This window comes from Polaribacter butkevichii (assembly GCF_038024105.1).
Classification (GTDB): Bacteria; Bacteroidota; Bacteroidia; order Flavobacteriales; family Flavobacteriaceae; genus Polaribacter; species Polaribacter butkevichii.
The window spans coordinates 1,227,204-1,250,955 of sequence record NZ_CP150661.1 but is presented as its reverse complement, the minus strand read 5'-3'; the positions used below and the strand labels follow the sequence as shown (position 1 = coordinate 1,250,955).

General features: G+C 29.8%; 20 protein-coding genes. 13 read left to right on the top strand and 7 right to left on the bottom strand.

Features of this window, described 5'->3' with window-relative positions; genetic code table 11:
* Positions 1–66: 66 nt before the first annotated feature.
* Together WG951_RS05115 and WG951_RS05110 are read right to left on the bottom strand one after the other, a co-directional pair.
* Positions 67–1,200 (bottom strand): acyltransferase family protein, encoded by a 1,134-nt coding sequence (locus WG951_RS05115; protein WP_105049114.1) that lies wholly within the window; start codon positions 1,198–1,200, stop codon positions 67–69.
* A 67-nt stretch (positions 1,201–1,267) separates the two neighbouring features.
* A complete protein-coding gene (locus WG951_RS05110; protein WP_105049113.1) occupies positions 1,268–2,698 on the bottom strand; it encodes a sodium:solute symporter in 1,431 nt (476 codons plus the stop codon).
* Positions 2,699–2,951: 253 nt separating this feature from the next.
* Between WG951_RS05110 and recR the strand changes: the two genes are divergently transcribed.
* On the top strand, positions 2,952–3,569 hold the full coding sequence (recR, locus tag WG951_RS05105) for a recombination mediator RecR (protein ID WP_105049112.1): 618 nt from the start codon (positions 2,952–2,954) through the stop codon (positions 3,567–3,569).
* A gap of 58 nt (positions 3,570–3,627) precedes the next feature.
* Here recR and WG951_RS05100 read toward each other — a convergent pair whose 3' ends face one another.
* The 4 genes from WG951_RS05100 to WG951_RS05085 all read right to left on the bottom strand — a co-directional run bounded on the left by WG951_RS05100 (position 3,628) and on the right by WG951_RS05085 (position 7,239).
* Positions 3,628–4,215 carry a CopD family protein gene (locus WG951_RS05100; RefSeq protein WP_105049111.1) on the bottom strand — a complete coding sequence of 196 codons (588 nt, stop codon included), beginning with the start codon at positions 4,213–4,215 and terminating at the stop codon, positions 3,628–3,630.
* 294 nt (positions 4,216–4,509) lie between these two features.
* Positions 4,510–5,526 carry a ferrochelatase gene (hemH, locus tag WG951_RS05095; RefSeq protein WP_105049110.1) on the bottom strand — a complete coding sequence of 339 codons (1,017 nt, stop codon included), beginning with the start codon at positions 5,524–5,526 and terminating at the stop codon, positions 4,510–4,512.
* A 157-nt stretch (positions 5,527–5,683) separates the two neighbouring features.
* Positions 5,684–6,199, bottom strand: coding sequence for a TrmH family RNA methyltransferase (locus WG951_RS05090; protein WP_105049109.1), 516 nt, complete (start codon positions 6,197–6,199; stop codon positions 5,684–5,686).
* A gap of 155 nt (positions 6,200–6,354) precedes the next feature.
* The gene (locus WG951_RS05085) at positions 6,355–7,239 is read right to left on the bottom strand and encodes an AraC family transcriptional regulator (RefSeq protein WP_105049108.1); all 885 of its coding nucleotides are present in this window, start codon (positions 7,237–7,239) and stop codon (positions 6,355–6,357) included.
* Positions 7,240–7,443: 204 nt separating this feature from the next.
* On the opposite strand from WG951_RS05085, the gene hemA reads away from it, so the two are divergent.
* The 10 genes from hemA to WG951_RS05035 all read left to right on the top strand — a co-directional run bounded on the left by hemA (position 7,444) and on the right by WG951_RS05035 (position 18,280).
* Positions 7,444–8,679, top strand: a complete 1,236-nt coding sequence (gene hemA / locus WG951_RS05080) for a glutamyl-tRNA reductase (RefSeq protein WP_105049107.1) — start codon at positions 7,444–7,446, stop codon at positions 8,677–8,679.
* Positions 8,680–8,691: 12 nt separating this feature from the next.
* Positions 8,692–10,284: a hydroxymethylbilane synthase gene (gene hemC / locus WG951_RS05075; protein ID WP_105049106.1), complete on the top strand. Its 1,593-nt coding sequence runs from the start codon at positions 8,692–8,694 to the stop codon at positions 10,282–10,284.
* 83 nt (positions 10,285–10,367) lie between these two features.
* Positions 10,368–11,333 (top strand): porphobilinogen synthase, encoded by a 966-nt coding sequence (gene hemB / locus WG951_RS05070; RefSeq protein ID WP_105049105.1) that lies wholly within the window; start codon positions 10,368–10,370, stop codon positions 11,331–11,333.
* 81 nt (positions 11,334–11,414) lie between these two features.
* Positions 11,415–12,710, top strand: coding sequence for a glutamate-1-semialdehyde 2,1-aminomutase (gene hemL / locus WG951_RS05065; RefSeq protein WP_105049104.1), 1,296 nt, complete (start codon positions 11,415–11,417; stop codon positions 12,708–12,710).
* 102 nt (positions 12,711–12,812) lie between these two features.
* Positions 12,813–13,190: a GxxExxY protein gene (locus WG951_RS05060; protein ID WP_105049103.1), complete on the top strand. Its 378-nt coding sequence runs from the start codon at positions 12,813–12,815 to the stop codon at positions 13,188–13,190.
* A gap of 151 nt (positions 13,191–13,341) precedes the next feature.
* Positions 13,342–14,370 carry a uroporphyrinogen decarboxylase gene (gene hemE, locus WG951_RS05055; RefSeq protein WP_105049102.1) on the top strand — a complete coding sequence of 343 codons (1,029 nt, stop codon included), beginning with the start codon at positions 13,342–13,344 and terminating at the stop codon, positions 14,368–14,370.
* Position 14,371: 1 nt separating this feature from the next.
* Positions 14,372–14,716, top strand: a complete 345-nt coding sequence (locus WG951_RS05050) for a 5-carboxymethyl-2-hydroxymuconate Delta-isomerase (RefSeq protein WP_105049101.1) — start codon at positions 14,372–14,374, stop codon at positions 14,714–14,716.
* Positions 14,717–14,839: 123 nt separating this feature from the next.
* Positions 14,840–15,595, top strand: a complete 756-nt coding sequence (locus tag WG951_RS05045; protein ID WP_105049100.1) for an EI24 domain-containing protein — start codon at positions 14,840–14,842, stop codon at positions 15,593–15,595.
* On the top strand, positions 15,576–16,478 hold the full coding sequence (hemF, locus tag WG951_RS05040; RefSeq protein WP_105049099.1) for an oxygen-dependent coproporphyrinogen oxidase: 903 nt from the start codon (positions 15,576–15,578) through the stop codon (positions 16,476–16,478). The genes WG951_RS05045 and hemF overlap by 20 nt, the downstream gene beginning before the upstream one ends.
* Positions 16,479–16,708: 230 nt before the next feature.
* Complete coding sequence (locus WG951_RS05035; protein ID WP_105049098.1) at positions 16,709–18,280, top strand: tetratricopeptide repeat protein; 1,572 nt, start codon at positions 16,709–16,711, stop codon at positions 18,278–18,280.
* Positions 18,281–18,651: 371 nt separating this feature from the next.
* Here WG951_RS05035 and WG951_RS05030 read toward each other — a convergent pair whose 3' ends face one another.
* Positions 18,652–21,285, bottom strand: coding sequence for a DEAD/DEAH box helicase family protein (locus tag WG951_RS05030; protein ID WP_105049097.1), 2,634 nt, complete (start codon positions 21,283–21,285; stop codon positions 18,652–18,654).
* Positions 21,286–21,571: 286 nt separating this feature from the next.
* Between WG951_RS05030 and WG951_RS05025 the strand changes: the two genes are divergently transcribed.
* Positions 21,572–22,894 carry a dihydrolipoamide acetyltransferase family protein gene (locus tag WG951_RS05025; protein ID WP_105049096.1) on the top strand — a complete coding sequence of 441 codons (1,323 nt, stop codon included), beginning with the start codon at positions 21,572–21,574 and terminating at the stop codon, positions 22,892–22,894.
* 120 nt (positions 22,895–23,014) lie between these two features.
* Complete coding sequence (locus tag WG951_RS05020) at positions 23,015–23,740, top strand: DUF6263 family protein (RefSeq protein WP_105049095.1); 726 nt, start codon at positions 23,015–23,017, stop codon at positions 23,738–23,740.
* The last annotated feature ends 12 nt before the right edge of the window (positions 23,741–23,752 follow it).

Sequence of the window (23,752 nt, the reverse complement as noted above, 5' to 3'; positions counted from 1 at the left end):
TTAATTGATTCCGTTAATTAGTAAAATCACTTAGAAACTTTACGTAAGGTTTAAAAGGAATTATTGTCATTCTATTTTTCTATTACCACTTAAAATATTTGAAAATTTATCCTTAAACTGAAGAAAGAAAGATTCAAAATATTTATAAGATAGGCTTGCCATTGTTATCGTTAAAATAAAACTTAGGGGATATAAAATCCAATTTGTTTTTAAATCAAAAGATGAAATTATTGATATTGCTAATATAATTCCTATAGGATGATACATATATAGACCGTAAGATATATTACCTAAATAATTGAAAATTTTGTTTTCTAAGGAGATTTTTATTTTTTCGTTGACAGCAAAATTGAGAATTATTACCCCAAAAAAGAATGAATAAAATTCATAATGGATGTAAGGAATGTAAACACCTTTTAACATCAAAAAAGTAACAAGACCAATTGAAAAATAAAAGAGGTCATTTCTTACTAAATACTTTAAGAATTTACTTTTTTGGAAAAGTAAGATAGAATATAATGCTCCTATTGCCATACAATCTATAGGAAATGAATTCCAAAACGCCCGTAGCACATTGTTGTAAGGAATTTGGTAAGCATATGAAGTTCTTAAAAAGAATTTAAAACTTAGATAAAAAAGAATAATGGCAAACATTAATAAAATTCGATATTTTTTGATGTGTTTAAGAATTACTGGCCACACTAAGTAATATTGTTCTTCAGTACCTATAGACCAAGTATGTGAAGCGTACGGAACAACACCTAGTAATGAAAGTACCAAATTTGGAAAGAATATTGCATATAAAAGAAGTTTCCAGAACAGGTTGGTATAAATAACATCTTTACCATAACTAGGTAAGATAAAAATTTCAATATTTGGAAGTACAAAAAAAGCTAAAATGATAATTAAGAAATATAAAGGCCAAATGCGTAATACTCTTCGCATATAAAACTTAGCGATACTTATTTTTTTAAATGCTTTTTCTTCAGCTAATAATAAATATGTTATTAAAAAACCACTAAGAACAAAGAATAAAATAACCCCAAGTTTTCCTATAATATTTATAAAAGGAATTTTACCCCAGTAATTTTCAACTTTAATAATCGATTTAAATTGTTCTATGTGATGAATTATCACCAAGAAAGCTGCAATAAATCTTAATCCATTTAAATTGGGGAAATAAATTTTCTTTTTTTTCATTTTATACGTTACTCAGAAAAGTATTATTTTTTTACAGCGTTTTATATATAAAGTTGCCAAGTTTAAATTATTTCTTGATTAAATACAATCCTATAAAAGTCAATGCTCCATTTAAAACCAATACAAAAAAGCCAAAATCGAAGCCTAATTTTTCTTTAGAATAATAGCTGATAACAAAAGTAAGTACAGGTGCAATAAAACAAATTGCAGGTACTATTTTATCTTTTACATTCATTTTGGTAAACATTCCAAAAGCATATAAGCCTAATAAAGGGCCGTAGGTATAGCCTGCAAACGTAAATATTTTTGCAATTACACTTGCATCCGCAATAAAATATTTAAAAATTAGAATGGTTGCAATTAATATAAAAGAGAACATAATATGAATTTTCTTTCTAATTTTTTCTTGCTCATTTTTCTCTTTCTTTTTATCGATTTCTAATATATCGATACTAAAAGAAGTAGTTAAAGAAGTTAAGGCAGAATCTGCACTAGAATAAGCTGCAGCAATTAAACCTAATAAAAAGAATAGGGCAGTGGCTAAACCAAGATTTCCTTGAGTAGCTATGATAGGAAAAAGCTGATCTTTGTGTGCATCAATTCCGTTTTGTTGTGCATAATCTGTTAGTAAAACACCTAAAGCTAAAAAGAAAAAATTTACAATTACTAACACAATTGTAAACCAAAACATGTTTTTTTGCGCGTCTTTTAAGTTTCTACACGTTAAGTTTTTTTGCATCATATCTTGGTCTAAACCAGTCATTACAACCGCAATAAATGCCCCTGATAAAAACTGTTTCCAGAAATAATTTCCTGCATTTACATCCTCAAAAAAGAATGTTTTAGACAATTCACTATCTGCAACGTAGGTAAATAGATTGTCTATTTCCATTTCACCAGAAATAGTGTAAATACAAACTCCAACTGCAACTAACATAAATAAGGTTTGTAAAGTATCTGTCCAAACAATTGTTTTTATACCGCCTTTAAAAGTGTACAACCAAATTAATAAAATAGTAATAGAAACGGTTACCCAAAACGGAATACCGTAGGCATCAAATAAAATAACTTGTAAGACATTTGCAACTAAAAAAAGCCTAAAGGCAGCACCAACTACTCTAGAAAGTAGAAAAAAACTTGCACCTGTTTTGTATGAGTAATTGCCAAAACGATCATCTAAATAACTGTAAATGGATGTTAGATTTAGTTTATAGTAGAGTGGTAGTAAAACCAAACCAATTACAGCATATCCAAGAACATAGCCTAAAACCATTTGAAAATAACTCATGCTTTGTGCTTCTATCCAACCAGGAACGGAGATAAAAGTAACCCCAGAAAGGGAAGCGCCAATCATACCAAAGGCAACTAAATACCAAGGTGAAGAATTGTTTGCTTTAAAAAAAGTTTTGTTGTCTGCAGATTTTCCGGTGATGTAAGAAATGAATATTAATACAGAAAAATAAGCGACTATTAATAATAAGATATAAAGTGGTTGCATGTAGGATTACGAATGTTCAATTATAAATTACGAATATAGACATTTCAAGAAGTATAATTCACAATTTTTTAGCCACGTATGCACGAATTGTATTTTTAATATTCAAATCTTTTACTTTTTTTTCAATGTGTGTACTCTTTTTATGTTAATAGGTGTTCTAGTTTTTATTCGTGAATTTGTGGTGATTAAAAAGTATGATTTTTCTTTTTTGTAATTCGTCATTTATAATTACTAATTCGTAATTTTGCTGGCTATGGATTTTTCATCAAAACTTTTAGAAAATGCAGTAAACGAAGTGTCTCGTTTACCAGGAATTGGAAAACGAACTGCGTTGCGTTTGGTTTTACATTTGTTAAAGCAACCTTCGGATAATACAAAGTTTTTAACGGAGGCTTTATTGCATTTAAGAAATGATGTAAAAACTTGCGAAAAATGCCATAATATTTCTGATACGGAATTGTGTGATATTTGCAATAATGTAAAAAGAAATCCAGAAATTGTGTGTGTTGTAGAAGATATTCGTGATGTAATGGCAATTGAAAGTACGTCTCAATTTAATGGTTTGTACCATGTCTTGGGGGGGAAAATATCGCCTATTGAAGGCATTGGTCCTCAAAATTTACAGATAGAATCTTTGGTACGTAAGGTAGAAAGTGGAGAAGTTAAAGAATTAATTTTTGCCTTAAGTTCTACCATGGAAGGAGATACTACCAACTTTTATATTTTTAAGCAAATAGAAAAATTTGAAATTACAACATCTACAATTGCACGTGGAATTTCTGTGGGTGATGAATTAGAATATGCCGACGAGGTTACTTTAGGAAGGTCTATTGTGAATAGAATTCCGTTTGAGCAAAGTATAAGAGGGTAACTAGTATTAGTTAACAGTATTCAGTTGGCAGTTGAGTAACTAGGATTGAAAAATGTTACTATTCTCTACTTTTATCACTTTCTAAAACTTCTCTTTCTGCTTTTTCCCAAGATCTTTTGGCTCTTATTTTTTTGTAGAGTCTAATGCCTAACATTAGTAAAACCCCAAAAAGAATAATACCAACAACACCCCAAATCCAATTTACAGCATTTTTTAATGTTACTAAAAATACAACAGCAAATAGAATTATTGTAGGTACTTCGTTTATAATTCTTAGTTTGAATGCGGTATATTTTATAACATCTTGTTGTAATTGTTTATATATTTTATGACAAAATCCGTGGTAAACATATAAGGCTAATACAAAAGATAGTTTTACTAACATCCAAGGTTCAGATAAGTATTCTGGAAAATGATATAAGGTCCAAAAGCCTAAAATAAAAGTTAAAATAGCTGAAGGCCAAGTTATAATATACCACAACCTTTTGCTCATTAATTTGTATTGAGTTTGTAAAATTTCTTTTGCAGGTTCGTCTTTTTTTTCTGCTTCAACATGGTACATAAATAATCGAATAATATAGAATAACCCAGCAAACCAAGTAACTACAAAAATAATATGTAAGGCTTTGATGTAATAAAGACTCATAATTTTTAATTTTATTTATTCTAATTAACCTCATTCTGTTAGAAGAACGAGGAATAATTTAAGTTTTATTTATAATGAGATTTCTAAATCGCTTAAAAAAAGCTTATTTCGAAATGACATATTGAATACTTGAATATGTTATAAGTTTTGCTATTGGTTTGCAAACAAGTTTAGCCCTGATTGAAGCGGCATCCTTTTTTCTGTCAGTTCGAGTGAATTTGCTTTTTTGCAAATTTGTATCGAGAACAGAAGAAAAAAGATATAGCGGAAAGCAGGAAATAGCTACTTATAATTTTATTTATTTTTCCAATCGTTAATCCATTTAACCATAACATCTACCCAATCATCATTATCATTCATACATGGGATGTGTTTGTAATCTGTACCACCAAATTTTAAAAATTCGTCTTTTCCTTCCATAGCAATTTCTTCTAAAGTTTCTAAACAATCTGCCACAAAAGCAGGTGTAATTACGGCTAGTTTCTTTTTTCCTTCTGATGGAAATTTCTCTAGCTCAAAATCTGTATAAGGCTTTAACCAAGGGTCTTTTAATAAGCGAGACTGAAAAGAATTACTGTATGTACCTTCTTTTAAGTTTAATGTTTTTGCAATTTCTTTTGTGGTTTCAAAACATTGATGTCTGTAACAGGTGTGGTGTGCAACCGAATTTCGTTCGCAACAAGAACCGTCTATTTTACAGTGGTTTTTAGTAACGTCTGATTTTAAGATATGACGTTCTGGAATTCCGTGATAAGAAAATAAAATATGATCGTAATCGAAATCTTTTAAATGATTGGCAATGTTGTTACTCATTGCTTTTATATAATCTGGTTCGTTATAAAAAGCCGGTAAAACGTCTAATTTTATCTGTGGATATTTCTCAGCGATAATTTCTTCTGCTTTTACAACTACGGTTTCATAAGAAGACATTGCGTAATGCGGATATAATGGTGCTAAAAAGATTTCTGTAACTCCTTTATCTACCAATTCTTTGATGCCTTTTTCCATGGTCATAGAGCCGTAACGCATTGCCAAAGCAACAGGTAAATCTACTTTTTTAACCACTTTGTCTGTAAATCTTTGAGAGATTACCACTAACGGAGAGCCTTCTTTCCACCAGATTTTTTTGTATGCGGCACCAGATTTTTTAGGTCTTGTTTTTAAGATAATTCCGTTAATTAGTAACCAACGTTTCCAATACGGAATGTCTATAACGCGTTCATCCATTAAAAATTCACCTAAATATTTTTTTACATCTTTGGTGTCTGTAGAATCTGGTGATCCTAAATTGTTAAGTAATATTCCTTTCATTTAAAAAAGTTTCAAAGTTTTTAAAGTTGAAGTTCAAAGTTTAAAGTTTAAAGTTCAAAGTTTTAATTTTTTATTTTTGCTTACTGCTTACTGCTTACTGCTTACTGCTTACTGCTTACTGCTTACTGCTTACTGCTTACTGCTTACTGCTTACTGCTTACTGCTTACTGCTAACTGTTAATTGATTAGTTACTTCATACAACGTTATTGCTAAACTGTGTATTACATTCATACTAGAGTTTCTACCAAACATTGGTATGGCAATGGTATGGTCTAATAAATCTACATTTTCAATTCCGTTTCTTTCGCTTCCCAAAAGTAAAACTATTTTCTTGTGATTTTTAAAATTAAAATCTTGAATATCGATACTTTTATCAGTAATTTCTATTCCAATAATTGTGTTACCTTCTGCTTTTAATTGATTTATAAGGGCTTCGAAATTATTGTAAACCTCATGTTGAATTTGATTTACCGTATTTCTGGCAGTTTTTTTTACAATTCTATTTGCTGTAGAAGGGGAAGCTTCATGAAAATAGATTTTTTGTACTCCAAAACTTTCAGAAATTCTAAAACACATACCTATGTTTTCTGGTGTTCTTATAGCATCGCAAACAATTGTTATTGGAAACTGTTTTTGATTGTTTTCTATGTCGTAATGTGTTAATTGTTCCAAGTTAGTTTAGTTTCAAAGTTCAAAGTTTAAAGTTTAAAGTTTAAAGTTTCAAAGTTAAAAAGTTTCAAAGTTAAAAAGTTCAAAGTTTAAAGTTTCAATTTTTTTAATTTTGCTTACTGCTTACTGCTTACTGCTTACTGCTTACTGCTTACTGCTTACTGCTTACTGCTTAATACGTGTTTTTTAGGTGTGGTGCCAAATTTCTTTTTAAAGGCTGCAATAAAATGACTTGCTGTACTGTAACCAATTTTTACGCCCACTTCATTTACGTTAAATTGATTACTTTCTAATAATTTTCTAGCATATTCCATTTTATAGTCTAATAGAAAACTGTACACGGTATCGCCGTAAATTTGTTTAAAACCTTCTTTTAGTTTTTTAATATTTAGGCCAATTTCATTAGCTAATTCTTGTAAACTAGGTGGTTCTGCCATTCTAGTAATAATAATTTCTTTGGCTTTTCTAATTTTAAGTACGTTTTGTTCATCAACCAAAAAAGGACAAAACTCACCTTCTAAGTTTTCTTCTTTCTGAAAATGAAGGCTTAAAAGCTCATATACTTTTCCTCTAACAAATAAATCTCTAATAGAATTATTGGTTTTAGAGTTGATGATTTCTTGTAAAACCCTGGCAACCGAAGGTTTTATTTCTGTATCATCATAATATTTTTTATTGCTATTTTCATCACTTAAAAAAGGGATATAACCAGATTCTTTAGAGAATAGTGAGTGAAATTTTTCAATAGAAATTAATAGTGAAACCAATGTTGTTTTAGGTTGAATTTCTAAATTGATGGGTAAAACACCTTGTGGATTGTATAATAATATGGCTCTATTGTCTAAAACATCAAAAGAATAGGTGCCGTTATTAAATAAAAATTTAGCTTTTCCTCTTAAGCAAAAATGAATTTGTATAAAAGCATTGTTAATTTTTCTATCAAAATTCTCTATTTCTTTACTTTCGTTCTGAAAATGAAGCACATAAAAACCTTTTTCTAAAGTAATTTCTTCAAATGTACTTTCTCCGACATTTTTGAACATAAATAATCTTTTTGATTTGAATTTTTTTATTTAGAATGGTTCTATATAAAAACAATTAAAAACTTAATTCTGTAGCAAAAGTACTGCTTTTCGGTTGTTTTATAAATAAAAATTAAGTAAAAAACATATAACGTTATAAAAAGTCCTTTAAGCGACATTTTTTTCTAATTGAAGTTTATACTTTTGTCCAACTTTTAGAATTATATGCAAGAGCACAGGCAAGAGCACTTTTATAATATTGGCGTTAGTTACAAAAAAGCGGATGCTAACACGCGCGGAAAATTTTCTTTATCAAAAGAAAACCAATCCCTGTTGTTAGAACTTTCTAAAGAAAAAGGATACGAAGGTGTTTTTATTATATCTACTTGTAACCGAACAGAAATTAGTGGTTTTGCAGAACGTCCTTGTCAACTAATAGAATTGTTATGTGAGTTTTCAGAAGGAACAATAGAAGAGTTTTCTAAAGTTTCTAACGTTTATAAAGACCAAGAAGCAATACAACAATTATTTAGAATTGGTACTGGGTTAGAAAGTCAGATTTTAGGAGATTACGAAATTGTAGGTCAATTAAGACAGTCGTTTAAAATGGCAAAATCTTTAAAAACGACCAATGCGTATTCAGAAAGATTAATTAACTCTGTACTACAAGCAAGTAAAAGAGTTAAAAATGAAACTAGATTAAGTTCTGGTACTACTTCTGTTTCTTATGCAGCCATTCAATACCTTATTAAAAATTTACCAGGCTACAATACTAAAAATATTTTAGTTTTTGGTTTGGGTAAAATGGGGAAACATACCTGTAAAAATTTAGCAGAGTACACGCAAAATAAGTCGGTGTGTTTAATTAACAGAACAGAAGAAAAAACATCAGAATTTGTTAAAGAACACACAACAATTAGAAAAGCTGTAATTGCTAATTTAAAAGAAGAAATAGCACAAGCAGATGTTTTAATTGTTTCTACTGGATCCGATAAACCTACCATAACAAAAGAACATATTGCTGAAAACAAAGAGCTGTTAATCTTAGATTTATCTATGCCAGAAAACGTGGCAAAAGATGTTACAGATTTTAAAGGAGTATCAATAGTAAATATTGATGAACTTTCTAAGATTACAGATGAAACTTTGGCGGTTCGCCAGAAAGAAGTACCGTTTGCAGAAGCAATTATAGATACCCATAAAGCAGAGTTTAATGAATGGTTAAATCATAGACGATTTACACCTGCAATTGCAGCTTTAAAGAAATCATTAGAAAATATTACAAACGATGAAATTAATTTTCAGAAGAAAAAGATTGCTGGTTTTGATGAAAATCAAGCAGAAATCTTAACTTCACGTTTTATTCAGAAAATAACCACACAGTTTGTGAAACATTTAAAAGATGAAGAAACATCTGTTTCACAAAGCCTACAAGTAATTAATAAGGTTTTTAAATCTTAATCAAATAACTCCATGCAGAAAATAATAAGAATAGGAACTCGCGATAGCCAATTAGCGCTTTGGCAAGCTAATAAAGTGCGCAATGAATTAACGGAGTTAGGCTATGAGTCTGAGCTGGTACCTATAAAATCTCTAGGAGATATTGTTTTAGATAAACCTTTATATGATTTAGGTGTTACCGGTGTTTTTACAAGAAATTTAGATGTTGCTATGTTAAATGGTGATATTGATATTGCTGTACATTCTCTTAAAGATGTACCTACGGTTTTACCAGAAGGAATTATGCAGGCTGCTGTTTTAAAACGTGCAGATTATATAGATTTATTGGTGTTAAAAGATAACGAAGAATTTTTTGGTCAGCCAAATGGAGTTATTGCAACTGGTAGTTTACGTAGAAAAGCAATGTGGTTAGATCGTTATCCTACGCATAGAGTAGAAGATTTACGAGGAAATGTAAATACCCGTTTAGAGAAATTAGACAATAGTGAAACTTGGAACGGAGCAATTTTTGCTGCAGCAGGTTTAGAAAGATTAGGCTTAAGAGATGCAGAAGCAATTCCGTTAACATGGATGATTCCTGCACCTGCTCAAGGAGCTATTATGGTTACTTGTTTAGAAAAAGATGATTTTGTTAAAGATGCTTGCGAGCAATTAAACCATTACGAAACCAAAGTTTGTGTTGGCATAGAAAGAGAATTCTTAAACCTTTTAGAAGGAGGTTGTACGGCACCAATTGGCGCTTTGGCATATGTAGATGCAAGAACCGAAGAAATTGTTTTTAAGGGAGTTCTACTAAAAAAAGACGGTTCTAAAAAAATTACGGTTACTAAGAATGCAAAAATGGGAAGCCATCGTTATTTGGCTAAAGATTGTGCAGACTATATAATTAATAAAGGAGGGAAAGAGTTGATGGCAGAAGATGCTGCAGAAGCTGTAGAACCTTTACAAAAGATTTATTCTACTAAAAAATTATCAGAGCTTCAAAAAGAAACTTTATCTTCAACTATTGGTATCACAGATAGCGATTTTATTAAAATTCGTTTTAACAGAATTCCTGCTAAAGTGATGAAAAAAGAAATCGAAAATGTTGTTATTACTAGTCAAAATGGAGTAGAAGCACTTTTAAATTCATTTACAAGAGATGAAATGAACTTTAAGAATATTTATTGTGTTGGTAGAAGAACAAAAAAACTGATTGAAAATAGAATTGGTAAAGTGGCACACGTTGCCAAAAATGCTAAGAAATTAGCAGAATACTTAGCAACAGCATTAGAAAATAAAAATGTAACCTATTTTTGTAGTAACGTAAGATTAGACGTTTTACCAACCTACTTAAAAGCTCATGATATTTCTGTAAACGAAGTAGAGGCTTATAAAACAATGTTAAGCTCAGAAAAAATAGCTGATGATGTTTCTGGAGTTTTATTTTACAGTCCTTCTGGTATAGAAAGTTATTTAGAAGAGAATAATCCAGATAGAGTTGCTTTTTGTATTGGAGAAACTACAGCAGTAGAGGCTAGAAAATATTTTGAGAAAGTAGAGGTTGCCAATATGCCAAGTGTAGATAGTGTTTTAGAATTAGTAAATAATTATTTCTCTAAATAATAGAGAATGTCTCCTCGAGCGCAGTCGAGAGGTTTTATTAATTAGGTCTCGACTGCGCTCGACCTGACATAAGCTAAAAATTTATGTTCAGAACAAGAAGATTAAGAAAATCAGAAGGAATTAGAAGATTGGTTAGAGAAACTAAATTATCTGTAGATGATTTTATCTATCCGCTTTTTATTGAAGAAGGAGAAAATATAGAAACAGAAATTGTTTCTATGCCAGGGATCAAACGTTTCTCTTTAGATAGAATTTCTAAAGAATTAGATGAGGTTGTTTCTTTAAATATACCCGCAGTTTTATTGTTCGGAATTCCATCAGAAAAAGATGATGAAGGAACCGAGACGTGGAATGATAACGGAATTATGCAACAAGCAATTCGTTTTATCAAGAAAAATTATCCGAGCTTATATGTAATTACAGATGTTTGCTTTTGCGAATATACTTCTCATGGTCATTGCGGAATTATACATGATAATGATGTAGATAATGATGCTACTTTAGTAAATATTGCAAAACAAGTAATTTCTCATGCAAAAGCAGGAGTAGATATGGTGGCGCCTTCCGGAATGATGGATGGTACTATTGATATGATTCGTCAATCTTTAGACAATACAGGTTTTGTGAACTTGCCAATTATGGCATATTCTGTAAAATATGCATCTGCATTTTACGGTCCTTTTAGAGATGCTGCAGATTCTGCACCAACATTTGGAGACAGAAGAACGTATCAAATGGATCCATCAAACAGAGATGAAGGAATGCGAGAAGCTACTTTTGATGATCAAGAAGGAGCCGATATTTTAATGGTAAAACCAGCATTGTCTTATTTAGATATTATTAGAGATTTAAAAAATAGTTTCGATCGTCCGATTGCATGTTACAATGTAAGTGGAGAATATGCTATGGTAAAAGCCGCAGCAGAAAAAGGTTGGATAGATGGCGAAAAAGTAATGATGGAAAGCTTACTATCTATGAAAAGAGCAGGCGCAGACATTATTATTACGTATTTTGCAAAAGAAGCAGCGAGAGTATTGTTGAAGAAATAAAATATCAAAATGTCTCCTCGAGCGCAGTCGAGAGGTTTAATTAGTTCTCGACTGCGCTCGAACTGACAAAAAGCAAATAGAATGGAATTCAAAAAATCAGAAAAATTATATAAAAAAGGATTGGTAAACCTTGTTGGAGGTGTAAATTCTCCTGTTAGAGCATTTTCATCAGTGGGTGGTAATCCGTTGTTTATCAAAAAAGCAAAAGGAACTAAAATTACAGATGTTGATGGTAATAAATATGTAGATTTAGTGCTTTCTTACGGACCAATGATTTTAGGTCATCGACATAAAAAAGTGCAAAAAGCTGTTGAAAAAGCATTGAAAAATGGATATTCTTTTGGAGCATCTACAGAAAACGAAATTAAATTAGCAAAAATAGTTTGCGATGCTTTTCCAGGAATGGATAAAGTACGTTTTGTAAATTCTGGTACAGAAGCTGTTTTAAGCGGAATCCGTTTAGCAAGAGCCTTTACTGGAAAGGATAAAATTATAAAATTTGCAGGTTGTTATCATGGTCATCAAGATGCTTTATTAGTAGCAGCTGGTTCTGGTTTAGCAACATTAAGTTTACCTGGTTCTAAAGGAGTGCCAGAAGGAGCTGTAAAAAACACATTAATTTCTAATTATAATGATTTAGAAAGTGTAAAAAAACATTTCGAAAACGACGATAATATTGCAGGTGTAATTATTGAACCAATTGCAGGTAATATGGGCGTTGTAGTTCCTGAAAATAATTTCTTAGCAGAATTAAAGGCGTATTTAGAAACCAAAGGAGCGTTGTTAATTGTTGATGAAGTAATGACCGGTTTCCGTTCTAAATTTGGTGGAGCACAAGAATTATTAGGCGTAGAAGCAGATATTACGTGTTTAGGTAAGGTTATTGGAGGAGGTTTCCCAGTGGGGGCATACGGAGCAAGAGAAGAAATTATGCAAGAAGTTGCACCTTTAGGCGGAATGTATCAAGCAGGAACGTTAAGTGGAAATCCAATTGCAATGGCAGGAGGAATCGCTACTTTAACAGAGTTGAAAAAACAAAATCCGTATAAAAAGTTCGAAGAAATAGGGGCTATTTTAGAAGTAATTTTATTAGAAACTGCTAAGAAATACAATGTAGCTTTAACGGTAAATAGATTTGGTTCTATGTTAAATCCTTTCTTTGTAAATAGCGAAGTTACCAACTTTGTAGAGGCACAATTGTCTGATACAAAAAAGTTTGCTGTTTTCTTTTGGGAAATGATCAAAAACGGAGTTTTCTTACCTCCAAGTCAGTTTGAAGCATGGTTTTTATCCTCTGCTTTATCAGATAAGGATATTAAAAAAATAGCAGAAGCGATTGATAAGGGAATGTTAGCTGTTTCAAAAATGAAAAAGTAACCGCAAAGAGGCAAAGGAAAGTGCAAAGGTCGCAAAGAAATATTTATAAAACCTTTGCGACCTTTGCGAAAAACTCAGCGCCTCTGCGTTTAAACAAAAAAAATGACTGAAAACGAAATTTCTAAAATTATTGTAGACTGCGCTTTAAAAGTTCATAGAGCTTTAGGTCCAGGTCTTTTAGAAAGTTCTTATGAGGAATGTTTGTTTTATGAGTTAGGGAAGAGGAATCTAAATGTAGAAAAACAAAAAGCATTGCCTTTAGTTTATGAAGAAGTAAAACTCAATGTAGGTTATAGAATAGATTTAATAGTTGAAGATAAAGTAATTGTTGAGCTAAAATCAGTAGAAAGTATAAATGATGTTCATTTAGCTCAAGTTTTAACTTATCTAAAGCTATCAGAATGTAAATTAGGTTTGTTAATTAATTTTAACGTTGCTTTAATAAAATACGGTATTAAAAGAGTAGTAAATAATTTGTAAAAAAATAACCACAAAGCCCCAAAGGGAAGCGCAAAGTGCGCCAAGAAATAAATAGTTAATTCTTTAAAAGAGACTAGAAAACTCTGCGACCTTTGCGAAATAACTTGGCGTCTTTGCGTTTAAAAAACATTACGCTTTTGCGTTTAAAATCATGATAAAAAACGATTTATTTTTAAGAGCCTTAAAAGGAGAAACTGTAGACCGTCCACCAGTTTGGATGATGCGTCAAGCAGGAAGATATTTACCAGAATTTCAAGAAATCAAAAAAAAGTACGATTTCTTTACACGTTGTCAAACTCCAGAATTAGCATCAGAAATTACAGTACAACCAATTCGTAGATTTGGTATGGATGCTGCCATTCTGTTTTCAGATATTTTGGTAATACCACAAGCAATGAATATTGAAGTGGAAATGAAACCCAATTTTGGACCTTATTTACCAAATCCTATTCGTTCTCAAAAAGATTTAGATAGCGTAATTGTTCCAGATATTCAAGACACTTTAGGTTACGTAATGGAAGCAATTAAAGCAACCAAAGAAAAATTGAATGATGAGGTGCCGTTAATTGGTTTTGCAGGTTCACCTTGGACAATTTTATGTTATTGTGTACAAGGGCAAGGTTCTAAAAACTTTGACAAAGCAAAAGAATTATGTTTTACAAACCCTGTAATAGCACACTCATTATTACAAAAAATAACAGACACAACTATTGCCTATTTAAAAGCAAAAGTTGCAGCAGGTGTAGATGCTGTTCAAGTTTTTGATTCTTGGGGAGGAATGTTATCTCCTGTAGATTATCAAGAATTCTCTTGGCAATATATGCAACAAATTATCGATGCCTTAAAAGACATTACCCCAGTAATTGCCTTTGGTAAAGGATGTTGGTTTGCTTTAGACGAAATGTCTAAATCTGGCGCTTCTGCATTAGGTGTAGATTGGACGTGTTCTGCAAGAAACGCTCGTTATTTATCTGGCGGAAAAATTACCTTACAAGGTAATTTCGATCCATCAAGATTGTTCTCTCCACCAGCAGTTATCAAAAAAATGGTACACCAAATGATTAATGAATTTGGTAAAGATAGATTAGTTGTAAATCTAGGCCATGGTATTTTACCAAACATTCCGTTAGAAAACGCAAAAGCGTTTGTAGACGCAGTTAAGGAGTATAAAGCAAACTAAAATGCCGCATTTTATTTTAGATTGTTCAGAAAACATTTTAGAATTACGAGAACCAAGAAAAATTTTAGAAGCCGTTTTTGAAACGGCTTTTTCTACGGGTTTATTTGAAAGAGATGATATTAAAGTACGCTTAAATCCGTTTAAACATTCTTTGGTACAAAGTGAATCGGCAGATTTTATTCATGTTTTTGGAAATATAATGGAAGGAAGAACAGAAGAACAAAAATCAGATCTTTCTTATGCAATTGTAGCTACTTTAACGACCTTGTTTCCAAAAGTACCCGTTATTTCTATGAATGTTAGAGACTTTGAAAGTGCTTCGTATTGTAATAAAACAATGATTTAAGTAACAATTTTGGGCGTTACTTTATGCTGAGAAAAATCAGCATAAAGTCGCGCTTTCCATTATATCTTTTTGCAGAAAAAGCAAAAAGGATGTCATTTCAATCGCTAACGCAAACCAACGCTAATGATTAAAAATATACTTTCAGGAATACAAGCTTATGTAGGTTCTTTTGGTTTAATTTCTAAATTAAAACTTTGGAAATATTTTATTGTTCCAGTTGTAATTAGCCTTGTAACCGCAACAATTATTGGTTTTACTGCTTATGGATTATCAGATAATATAGGTAATTTTTTAGCCAAAATATGGATTTGGGATTGGGGTAAAGAAACTGTAACTACTATTGCTTCTTTTATAGGAGCCGTTTTTGTTTTAGTTATTGGCTTTCTATTATATAAACATATTGTAATGGCGCTATCCGCACCATTTATGAGCCCTGTTTCAGAAAAAATAGAAACTCATCTTAATGGAAGTTTTAAGCATAACCATAGAAAAACTACCTTCCGGGAGCAATTAATTAGAGGTGTTAGAATCAGTTTAAGAAACTTATCAAAAGAAATATTATTTACAATACCATTGTTATTGCTAAGTTTTATACCTATTATTGGGTTAGTTTTTACTGTCGTTTTATTTTTGGTACAAGCTTATTATGCTGGTTTTGGTAATATGGATTATACCTTAGAAAGACATTTAAACTATAAAGAAAGTATCAATTTTGTAGGTAAAAATAAAGGCGTTTCTATAGGAAACGGAATTGTTTTTATGCTGTGTTTATTAATTCCTGTTTTAGGGTTTATTATTGTTTTACCATTATCGGTAACCGCAGCATCTGTAAAAACAGTAGCCTTATTAAATAAAGAAAATGAAAGAGCAATTTTATAAATACATAGAAAATCTTCAAAATACAATTACTTCTAAATTAGAAGAAGTAGATGGAGTTGCAAAATTTCAAGAAGATATTTGGGAAAGAAAAGAAGGCGGAGGAGGCAGAACTCGTGTAATCGAAAATGGTGCAATTTTTGAAAAAGGTGGCGTAAATATTTCTAAAGTTTTTGGCGAATTACCAGAAGCATTAAGAAAGCAATTTAAAGTAAAAGAGGGGAACTTCTTTGCATGTGGCTTAAGTTTAGTATTGCATCCAATAAATCCTTTTATACCAACGGTACATGCAAATTGGCGTTATTTTGAGATGTATGACAATGATGGTAATATTGTAACACAGTGGTTTGGTGGCGGACAAGATTTAACGCCCTATTATTTATTTGATGAAGATGTAACTCATTTTCATCAAACATGTAAAACAGCTTGTGATAAGCATCATTCAGAATTTTATCCGAAGTTTAAAAAAGTTTGTGACGAGTATTTTTGGAATGCACACAGAAATGAAGCACGTGGAATTGGTGGTTTGTTTTTCGATTATTTAAAAGAAACAGAAGTATTTTCTATAGAAGATAGATTTAACTTTGTAACAGAGGTTGGGGATAGTTTTTTAGAAAGTTATGTGCCAATTGTAGAAAAAAGAAAAGAAATTGAATTTACCAGAGCGCAAAAAGATTGGCAAGAAATAAGAAGAGGTCGTTATGTAGAATTTAATTTAGTACATGATAGAGGCACTCTTTTTGGTTTAAAAACCAACGGAAGAATAGAAAGTATCTTAATGAGTTTGCCGCCAATTGTGCAATGGAAATACAATCATCAACCAGAAGAAAATACAGAAGAAGCCAGATTGATAGCTATCTTAGAAAAACCTAAAGATTGGGTTTAATAGAAAATATAAGGGTAAAACGAATTGTTTTGCCTTTTTTATTTTAAAGAAACACTAGTTCTAACAAATATTTGTTAAAATAATTTATTATATTTTGTTTTCGTTTTTATAAAATATAGATAATTTATACTGTTTTTATAAATCTAAAAATATTAATGATCTAAAAAATGTATTACAAGTTTATAGTCCCCCTTTTGTTCTTTTTTACTTTAAAAACCAATGCTCAGAATTTGGATTCTATTTTTCTTTCAAAAAAAGAAATTTTGAAATCAATAAAAACCGCTGAAAATAAGTGTCAGTTTTTATTTGAATGCGGAGAATTCTTCTATTCAAAAAATGTTATTAAATCAGAATATTTTTTTAACGAAGCCTTGCAATTATCAAAGGGTAAGAATAATACTATGGAGGGCAAAGCTTTGCTTAAATTAGGGTTTATTGAGAAAAATAAAGGGAATTTAAGTACCTCTCTTAGGTACTTTAATAAAGCAAAAGATATCTTTAAAAAGACAAATGATTCTGTACGTTTTGCTTCTATCCATTTTGATATAGGTTATGTATATCGCTATAAAGATCAAAAAGAGAAAGAGCTTGAGTTTTATAATAGAGGGTTAGAACTCAGTAAGGGGAGAGAAGAAGAATTAATGGGAAAAGGTTATTTACATTTAGGGAATTACTATACAAGGCTTAAAAAGTTGGATTCATCTATTTACTACTATAATAAAGCACTTGAGGTTTTTAAAAAAAATAATAAAGACGATCGAATTTATAATGTTTACAATAATGTATCAAATACATATTACAAACAAGGTAAATATAAAAAAGTAATAGATATTAGAAGTTTGGTTTTAGAGTATGCTAAAAAAGAAAATAATAAACTACTTATAACAGTCAATTATCATAACATAGCAGCTGCTCATAGCAAGTTAGGAACCTATAATTTAGCTTTAAAATATCTAGATTCTGCTATTATAGTGGCAAAAGAAAATAATTTTAAACTACGATTATCAAAATCATATAGTTCACTAGCAAAATTGAATTATGTACTTAAAGATTATAAGAATTCTTATATATATTTAGAAAAACATAAAATCTATTCAGATTCTATTTTTCAATCTCAATTATCAAATACAATTGAAGAGGCTGAACTGCAAAACAAGCTTAAATTAGAAAAGAAAAATTTACAGATAATAAACCAAAAGCAAGCTTTTGACAAAAAAATATATTTAATTATAATTTCAGCTTTATTATTATTGGGTATTCCTATGATTGTTTTACTTTATAGAAATTCTATAAATAGAAATAAAATAATAGAAGGTAACCTGGAGAAAGAAAAAATAAAAAAAGAAGTTTTATTACAGAAATTTAAAAGATCAGAAATAGAAGTAAAAAATTTAGTAGCAGATAACTCAATGCGATTAGAGTTTTTAAAACAACTTTTAGCACAACTTAAAGAGCAAAGAAAAACGTATAATTCTGTTGAAGTAAAAAATTATATTAAAGATTTATCTTTTAAAATTCAGCAACAAATTACCACGGAAAGTAAACTAACATTACTAAAGAAAAAAATAGATTCTGTTAATGATGGTTTTGATAATATGTTACTTACGGTTTATTCAGAATTGACTAAAACGGAAAGAGAGGTTTGCGCTTTACTAAGGTTAAATTTATCTGTTAAAGAAATTGCGTCTATTAGAAATTCTAGTTCAGATGCTATAAAAGTTACTCGTTACAGAATAAGAAAGAAAATGAATATACCAAAAAATCAAAATTTAGAGGTATTTATTCAGAATTTAGGAGTATAATTTGTTTTTATTATTAATTAGTAACTTTATTGCTAATTAAGAGTAGATTTTTTTAGATTTCTGTTTTAAAGGTATTTATGTTTTTATTGTTACTTATTGTTACTTGTTTTTTTTAAGACTGTTACTTTTTGTGACCTTTTTTTTTGGTGGAATTGTTTCTTAAATAATTATATTTGAGTATGTTTTTTAATAAAATCAATCCCCCGAATTTTATTTATCCCCCAAAACTAATTTTATAATAATTTAAAAAAGTAGCTTATTATAAGCTACTTTTTTTTATTTATATTTATGTTTTTTATCAGTATAGATAATAGTTTATAGTGAGGTCTAAAAGATAGCATAGACAATTACAAAATAGTATAACTACTTTGTTATTTCCAAATGACACTTTTTTTAGTTATTTGTTTATCTCTATTATAAATATGAGAAAGTCTTGCTTTTATTAATAGGCGTCTCCCTATTTTATTTCTAGTGTAAATTAATTTTGATTTTCCTAAATGATACAACCAGTTTTTCTGAAATAATAAAGCTGTTTTTTTATTGGTAGAAAAAATTTCTGGCATTGCAAAAAAGTTAGAAATGTTTAATTTTTTTCGATACCAATTTGTTTTTACAATTACATATTTAGAATTTTCAATAGGTTTTAATAACTCTTCTAAAGCAGTTGTAAACAATTGGCTTTCTAGTTTATTAGCACCCTCTATATTGCAAGAAATATTTCCGTTGCTTAATTTTTCTGTAGAAATATGTATTTTATTTTTATCTGTTGTTATTAATTTTAGAGTAATTAAAGAGTCTAAAATAATTAACCCCATTTTGTTTATTTTCTTATAAATAAAACCATAACGAATATATAATTGAACGATTTTAACTAGTTTGTATCCAAATGTAAGTGCAAACGCACTTAATAAAGAATAGAAGAAAACTAACATACCCTTATTTAAGATTATGTTTACGTTCTTTAGAAGAAAATTAGGTAAAAAATAAGAAATACCAATAATTATTTCTACTGATAAATTTTTTACCAAGTCTTTGTAAAAAACTTTTTTCTTAGTATTGGGGTGTTCTTTTTCTTGATTTAAAAAAAGAACTTCTTGCGTCATGTTTTTACCAATAGAAATTGCTTTTTTCCAATTATCTTTTATTTGATTCCTGTTTTTTGATCTTTCAAAATTCTGTTGATTGTACGTTTTAATGCTATCAGAATTTAATTGAGTAGGAATTTGTAAACGGTCTACTCCGTTGGTAATAATTATTTTTTCGGAATACGTAATTCCAAGAAAAGCAGTAAACCTTCTCGATAAAATTTCTAAGTCTTTTCCGCCACGTTTATCAGATAAATCTACACAAGCCAAATGCCAAATAACCCCCACTTTATTTGGGTTATTTTGTTGAGTTCTAATTGCTCTACCGCGCATTTGATTAGAAGTAACAAAAGATCCCACAACAGAAGCTAAAATTAATGAATTAATGGAGGGAGCATCCCAACCTTCTCCTAATAACGATTTTGTACCAATTAAAATTTTGATATCTCCAGATTCAAATAGCTCTGTAATGCTATTTACAATCTTATTTTTAGAACCATTGGTATTGATAGTTAAAAACTCTTTATCTGAAGATAATGGAGTTACGGTATATGTATTTAAAGGTTCTTTTTCTTGTAATTTAGAAAAAATACTTTGATGTATAATAACTAAAGAGCCTGTTAAAACTGCAATGGTGTTTTTACAGCGAACACTTTTTCTTAATTTGTGAAATATAGGAAGAATACCTAATTTATTTATCGTTTCAATTTCGGTATCGTTTGTGTTTAAATATTCTTTTCTAATATAATCAGATAAAATTACACAACGCAAACTGTCTTTTAAATCTTCTTGTTCGTGTTGTACAATTTTGCAGATACTATTTAGCTTGCTTGGGCTAGAGGTTAAAGACTTATAAAGTGTTTTATTACCTTTAAGGTTAACTTTAAGCTGTCTGTAAGCAGAAATTTTTCTTAATTTTTTCTCTAATTCTAGTAGGTAGTTTTCCTTTTTAATAAGGTTTTTTCTGTCTGTAACTAGTAAATTTTGTAATAAAATTTCTATCCAATTATTATTAAGTTTAGGAAACTCAATGGTTTCATTCTTTTCAAAACCTAAAACGCTTAGTTTTTCTTGTGTAATATAAGTTGAAGTTTGATTGAGAAATATTAATAGAGATGAAAAGAATTCTATGTTTTGATAAATTTCATCTATATATTTTTCTGTTTCTGTATAATAACGATGTTGTTTTAGAAAATTGATAAAATCGGTATCTATTAATAATTCATCAACAAAATTGGCTATTTTAAAACGATAATCAACAATAAAATTTATTTCATGATCTAAAGGTTCAGACAAATAAACAAGGTCTTGGTGCGGACAAAGGTTTTTTTCTTTAATTAAATCTGGTACAACAATTTCGTCATCTACCTCTCCGCATAAACTAAAATACTTTTTAATTTCAGCATTTGTGCTGTCGTAAGGAGGTGTTGCTGTTAAAGAAATTACAGTTTTATTATATTGTTTTTTTAGTTGGTATAAACAATTCCACCATTCTTTTTTTAAGTGATGTGCCTCATCCAAAACTAAAACTTCAATATTATGATCTTCAAAAAATTGAAAATAATCAGCTTCGTTCTTAAAAGATTTATATAAAGAATGTAAAGATTGATAGGTAGAGAAAGTAAGTGTGTTTGGTTTTTTTATATCAAAAGAAAAATCAGTAAAAGAAGTGTTTTTTGTAAAAAAAGTTTGTAACCTATTTTCCCATTGATTTCTTACAGTTAAAGTAGGTGTTAAAATAAGTGTTTTTTTTTGAATTCTTCTAATTAATTCAAGACCTAAAATAGTTTTTCCAGAACCTGGCGGAGCAATAATATGAAAATGATTATCGTCTATAAACTTATCAAAGTTTTTTAGAACTTTTGCTTGATAAGGTCGCCATGAGAATATAAAATTTAAATTTCTTAGTGGATTGTTCAATTTTTTTTAAATCTAAAATCAAATATAAATAAAATTTAAAGGTATCTCCTTAAAGAGGTTACATATTTTAGTTTAAAAAAAAGAATTACTTCTGATATAGTTTGTTTTGTGTAAATGATATTAAAATTGGTTTTTTATTGTGTTTTATCTATCAAAATAGTGTTTTTAAATAATAATATTATGAATAATATAAACTGAATTTATTCTTTAATATTATTTTAAGAGTTAAAAAAGTTAAAAAATCAACGAATTTTCGTACTTTTGCATTCTGTAAAAACAGATAATAATGGCAAGATTTGAATTGAAATTACCTAAAATGGGAGAAAGTGTTGCAGAAGCAACGATAACTTCTTGGTTAAAAGAAGTTGGAGATACCATTGAATTAGATGAGGTTGTGGTAGAAATAGCTACAGATAAAGTAGATTCTGAAATACCTTCTGAAGTAGAAGGTACTTTAATAGAAGTTTTATTTGAGAAAGATGATGTTGTTGCTGTAGGTGAAACAATTGCAATTATAGAGGTTGATGGTGAAGAATCTGATGATAATAAAGTGGTAGCTGATGATGATGTAAAAAAATCAGAAGTAGAAGAACTTGAAAAAACAATAGAAAAAGTTGTTGAAAGTGTTTCAGCACCAATTACTAAAACTTCAGACTCGGGTAAGTTTTATTCGCCTTTAGTTAGAAATATTGCACAGACAGAAAACGTTTCTATGCAAGAGTTAGAAGCAATTGCAGGTTCTGGAAAAGACGGTAGAGTAACTAAAGAAGATATTCTTTCTTATATTGAAAGTAGAGGTACAGCAATTAAAGAAACACCTATTGTTGCTTCTGTAAAAAAAGAAACTGTAAAGCAAGTAGAAAAATCAGTAGCTAAAGCTGCACCAATTTCTGTGAATGGAGGAGACGAAATTATAGAAATGAGCAGAATGGGTAAATTGATTGCTAAACACATGGTAGATTCTGTACAGACTTCTGCACATGTACAATCGTTTATAGAAATAGATGTAACAAATATTGTAAAATGGCGTAATAAAGTAAAAGATGCTTTCTTTAAAAGAGAAGGAGAGAAGCTTACATTTACACCAATATTTATGCAAGCCATTGCTAGTACCATTAGAAAATATCCATTAATTAATATTGCTGTTGATGGAGATACAATCATTAAAAAGAAAAATATTAATTTAGGAATGGCAGCTGCATTACCAGATGGCAACTTAATTGTACCTGTAATTAAAAATGCAGATCAATTAAATTTGGTAGGTATTACAAAATCTGTAAATGATTTAGCTTCTAGAGCCAGAAATAATGCTCTAAAACCCGATGAAATTCAGGGAGGTACCTATACTGTTACAAATGTAGGTGGCTTTGGTTCTATTATGGGAACACCAATTATAAACCAACCACAAGTAGCTATTTTAGCTTTAGGGGCTATCAGAAAAGTACCTGCAGTTATAGAAACACCAGATGGAGATTTTATAGGTATTAGACAAAAAATGTTTGTGTCTCATTCTTACGATCACAGAGTTGTAAATGGCGCTTTAGGTGGTATGTTTATTAAAACGTTAAAAGATATTTTAGAAGCTTGGGATGTTAATCAAGATTTCTAGTTTTAAAAATATAATTATACTAAAAACGTTCACATTTTGTGAGCGTTTTTTTGTTACAAAAGATTATATTCGTTAACTATAAATAATAACAAATTTAAAAAACAAAAAAAAATAAAAAAATTGTTAATCTTATTTCTAGTAGTTACAGCAAACTTAAGCTTTGCGCAAGACGCTGTATTGCTTAGATTAAATTATGAAAAAGGAGCTACTTATGATGTTGCAATGAATATCTCTCAAGAAATGGGTGCGGTGATGTCTATGGGGATGGTTATGAATATGGACATTAAAGTTATCGATGTAAAAGATGATACTTACGATAGTGAAATGAAATTTACTAAAATGACCATGGACATGTTACAAGGTGGCCAAGTAATGAGCTTCGATTCTTCTAAAAGTGATGAAGAATTAGATGAGACAGGTAAAATGATGAAAGCACAAATGGGGCCAATGTTAGGTGCTGTAATTTCTGCCAAAGGAAATAATTTGGGGCAAATTTTAGAGGTAAAAGTAGCACCAAGTGTACCTGGTGTAGAAGATATGGCCAAACAATCTAGTAATGTTGTTTACCCAAAAGAAGCAATAAGCGTAGGTAGTACTTGGACAATGACTAAGGAAGAAAAGGGAATGAAAATGGATTTCTTATATACAGTTAAGTCTATTGATAGTGATAAAATTGTATTAGATATTACAGGGGATGTTTCTGGAATGGCTACAGGAAAAATTTCTGGAAACATGAACATTGATAAAGCATCTGGTATTCCAGAAAACTCTTTAATAGACATGAATATGTCTGTAAGCGGACAAGAATTAAAGTCTAAGATTACAATGACAATGGTTAAAAAATAATCATTTAGTTTT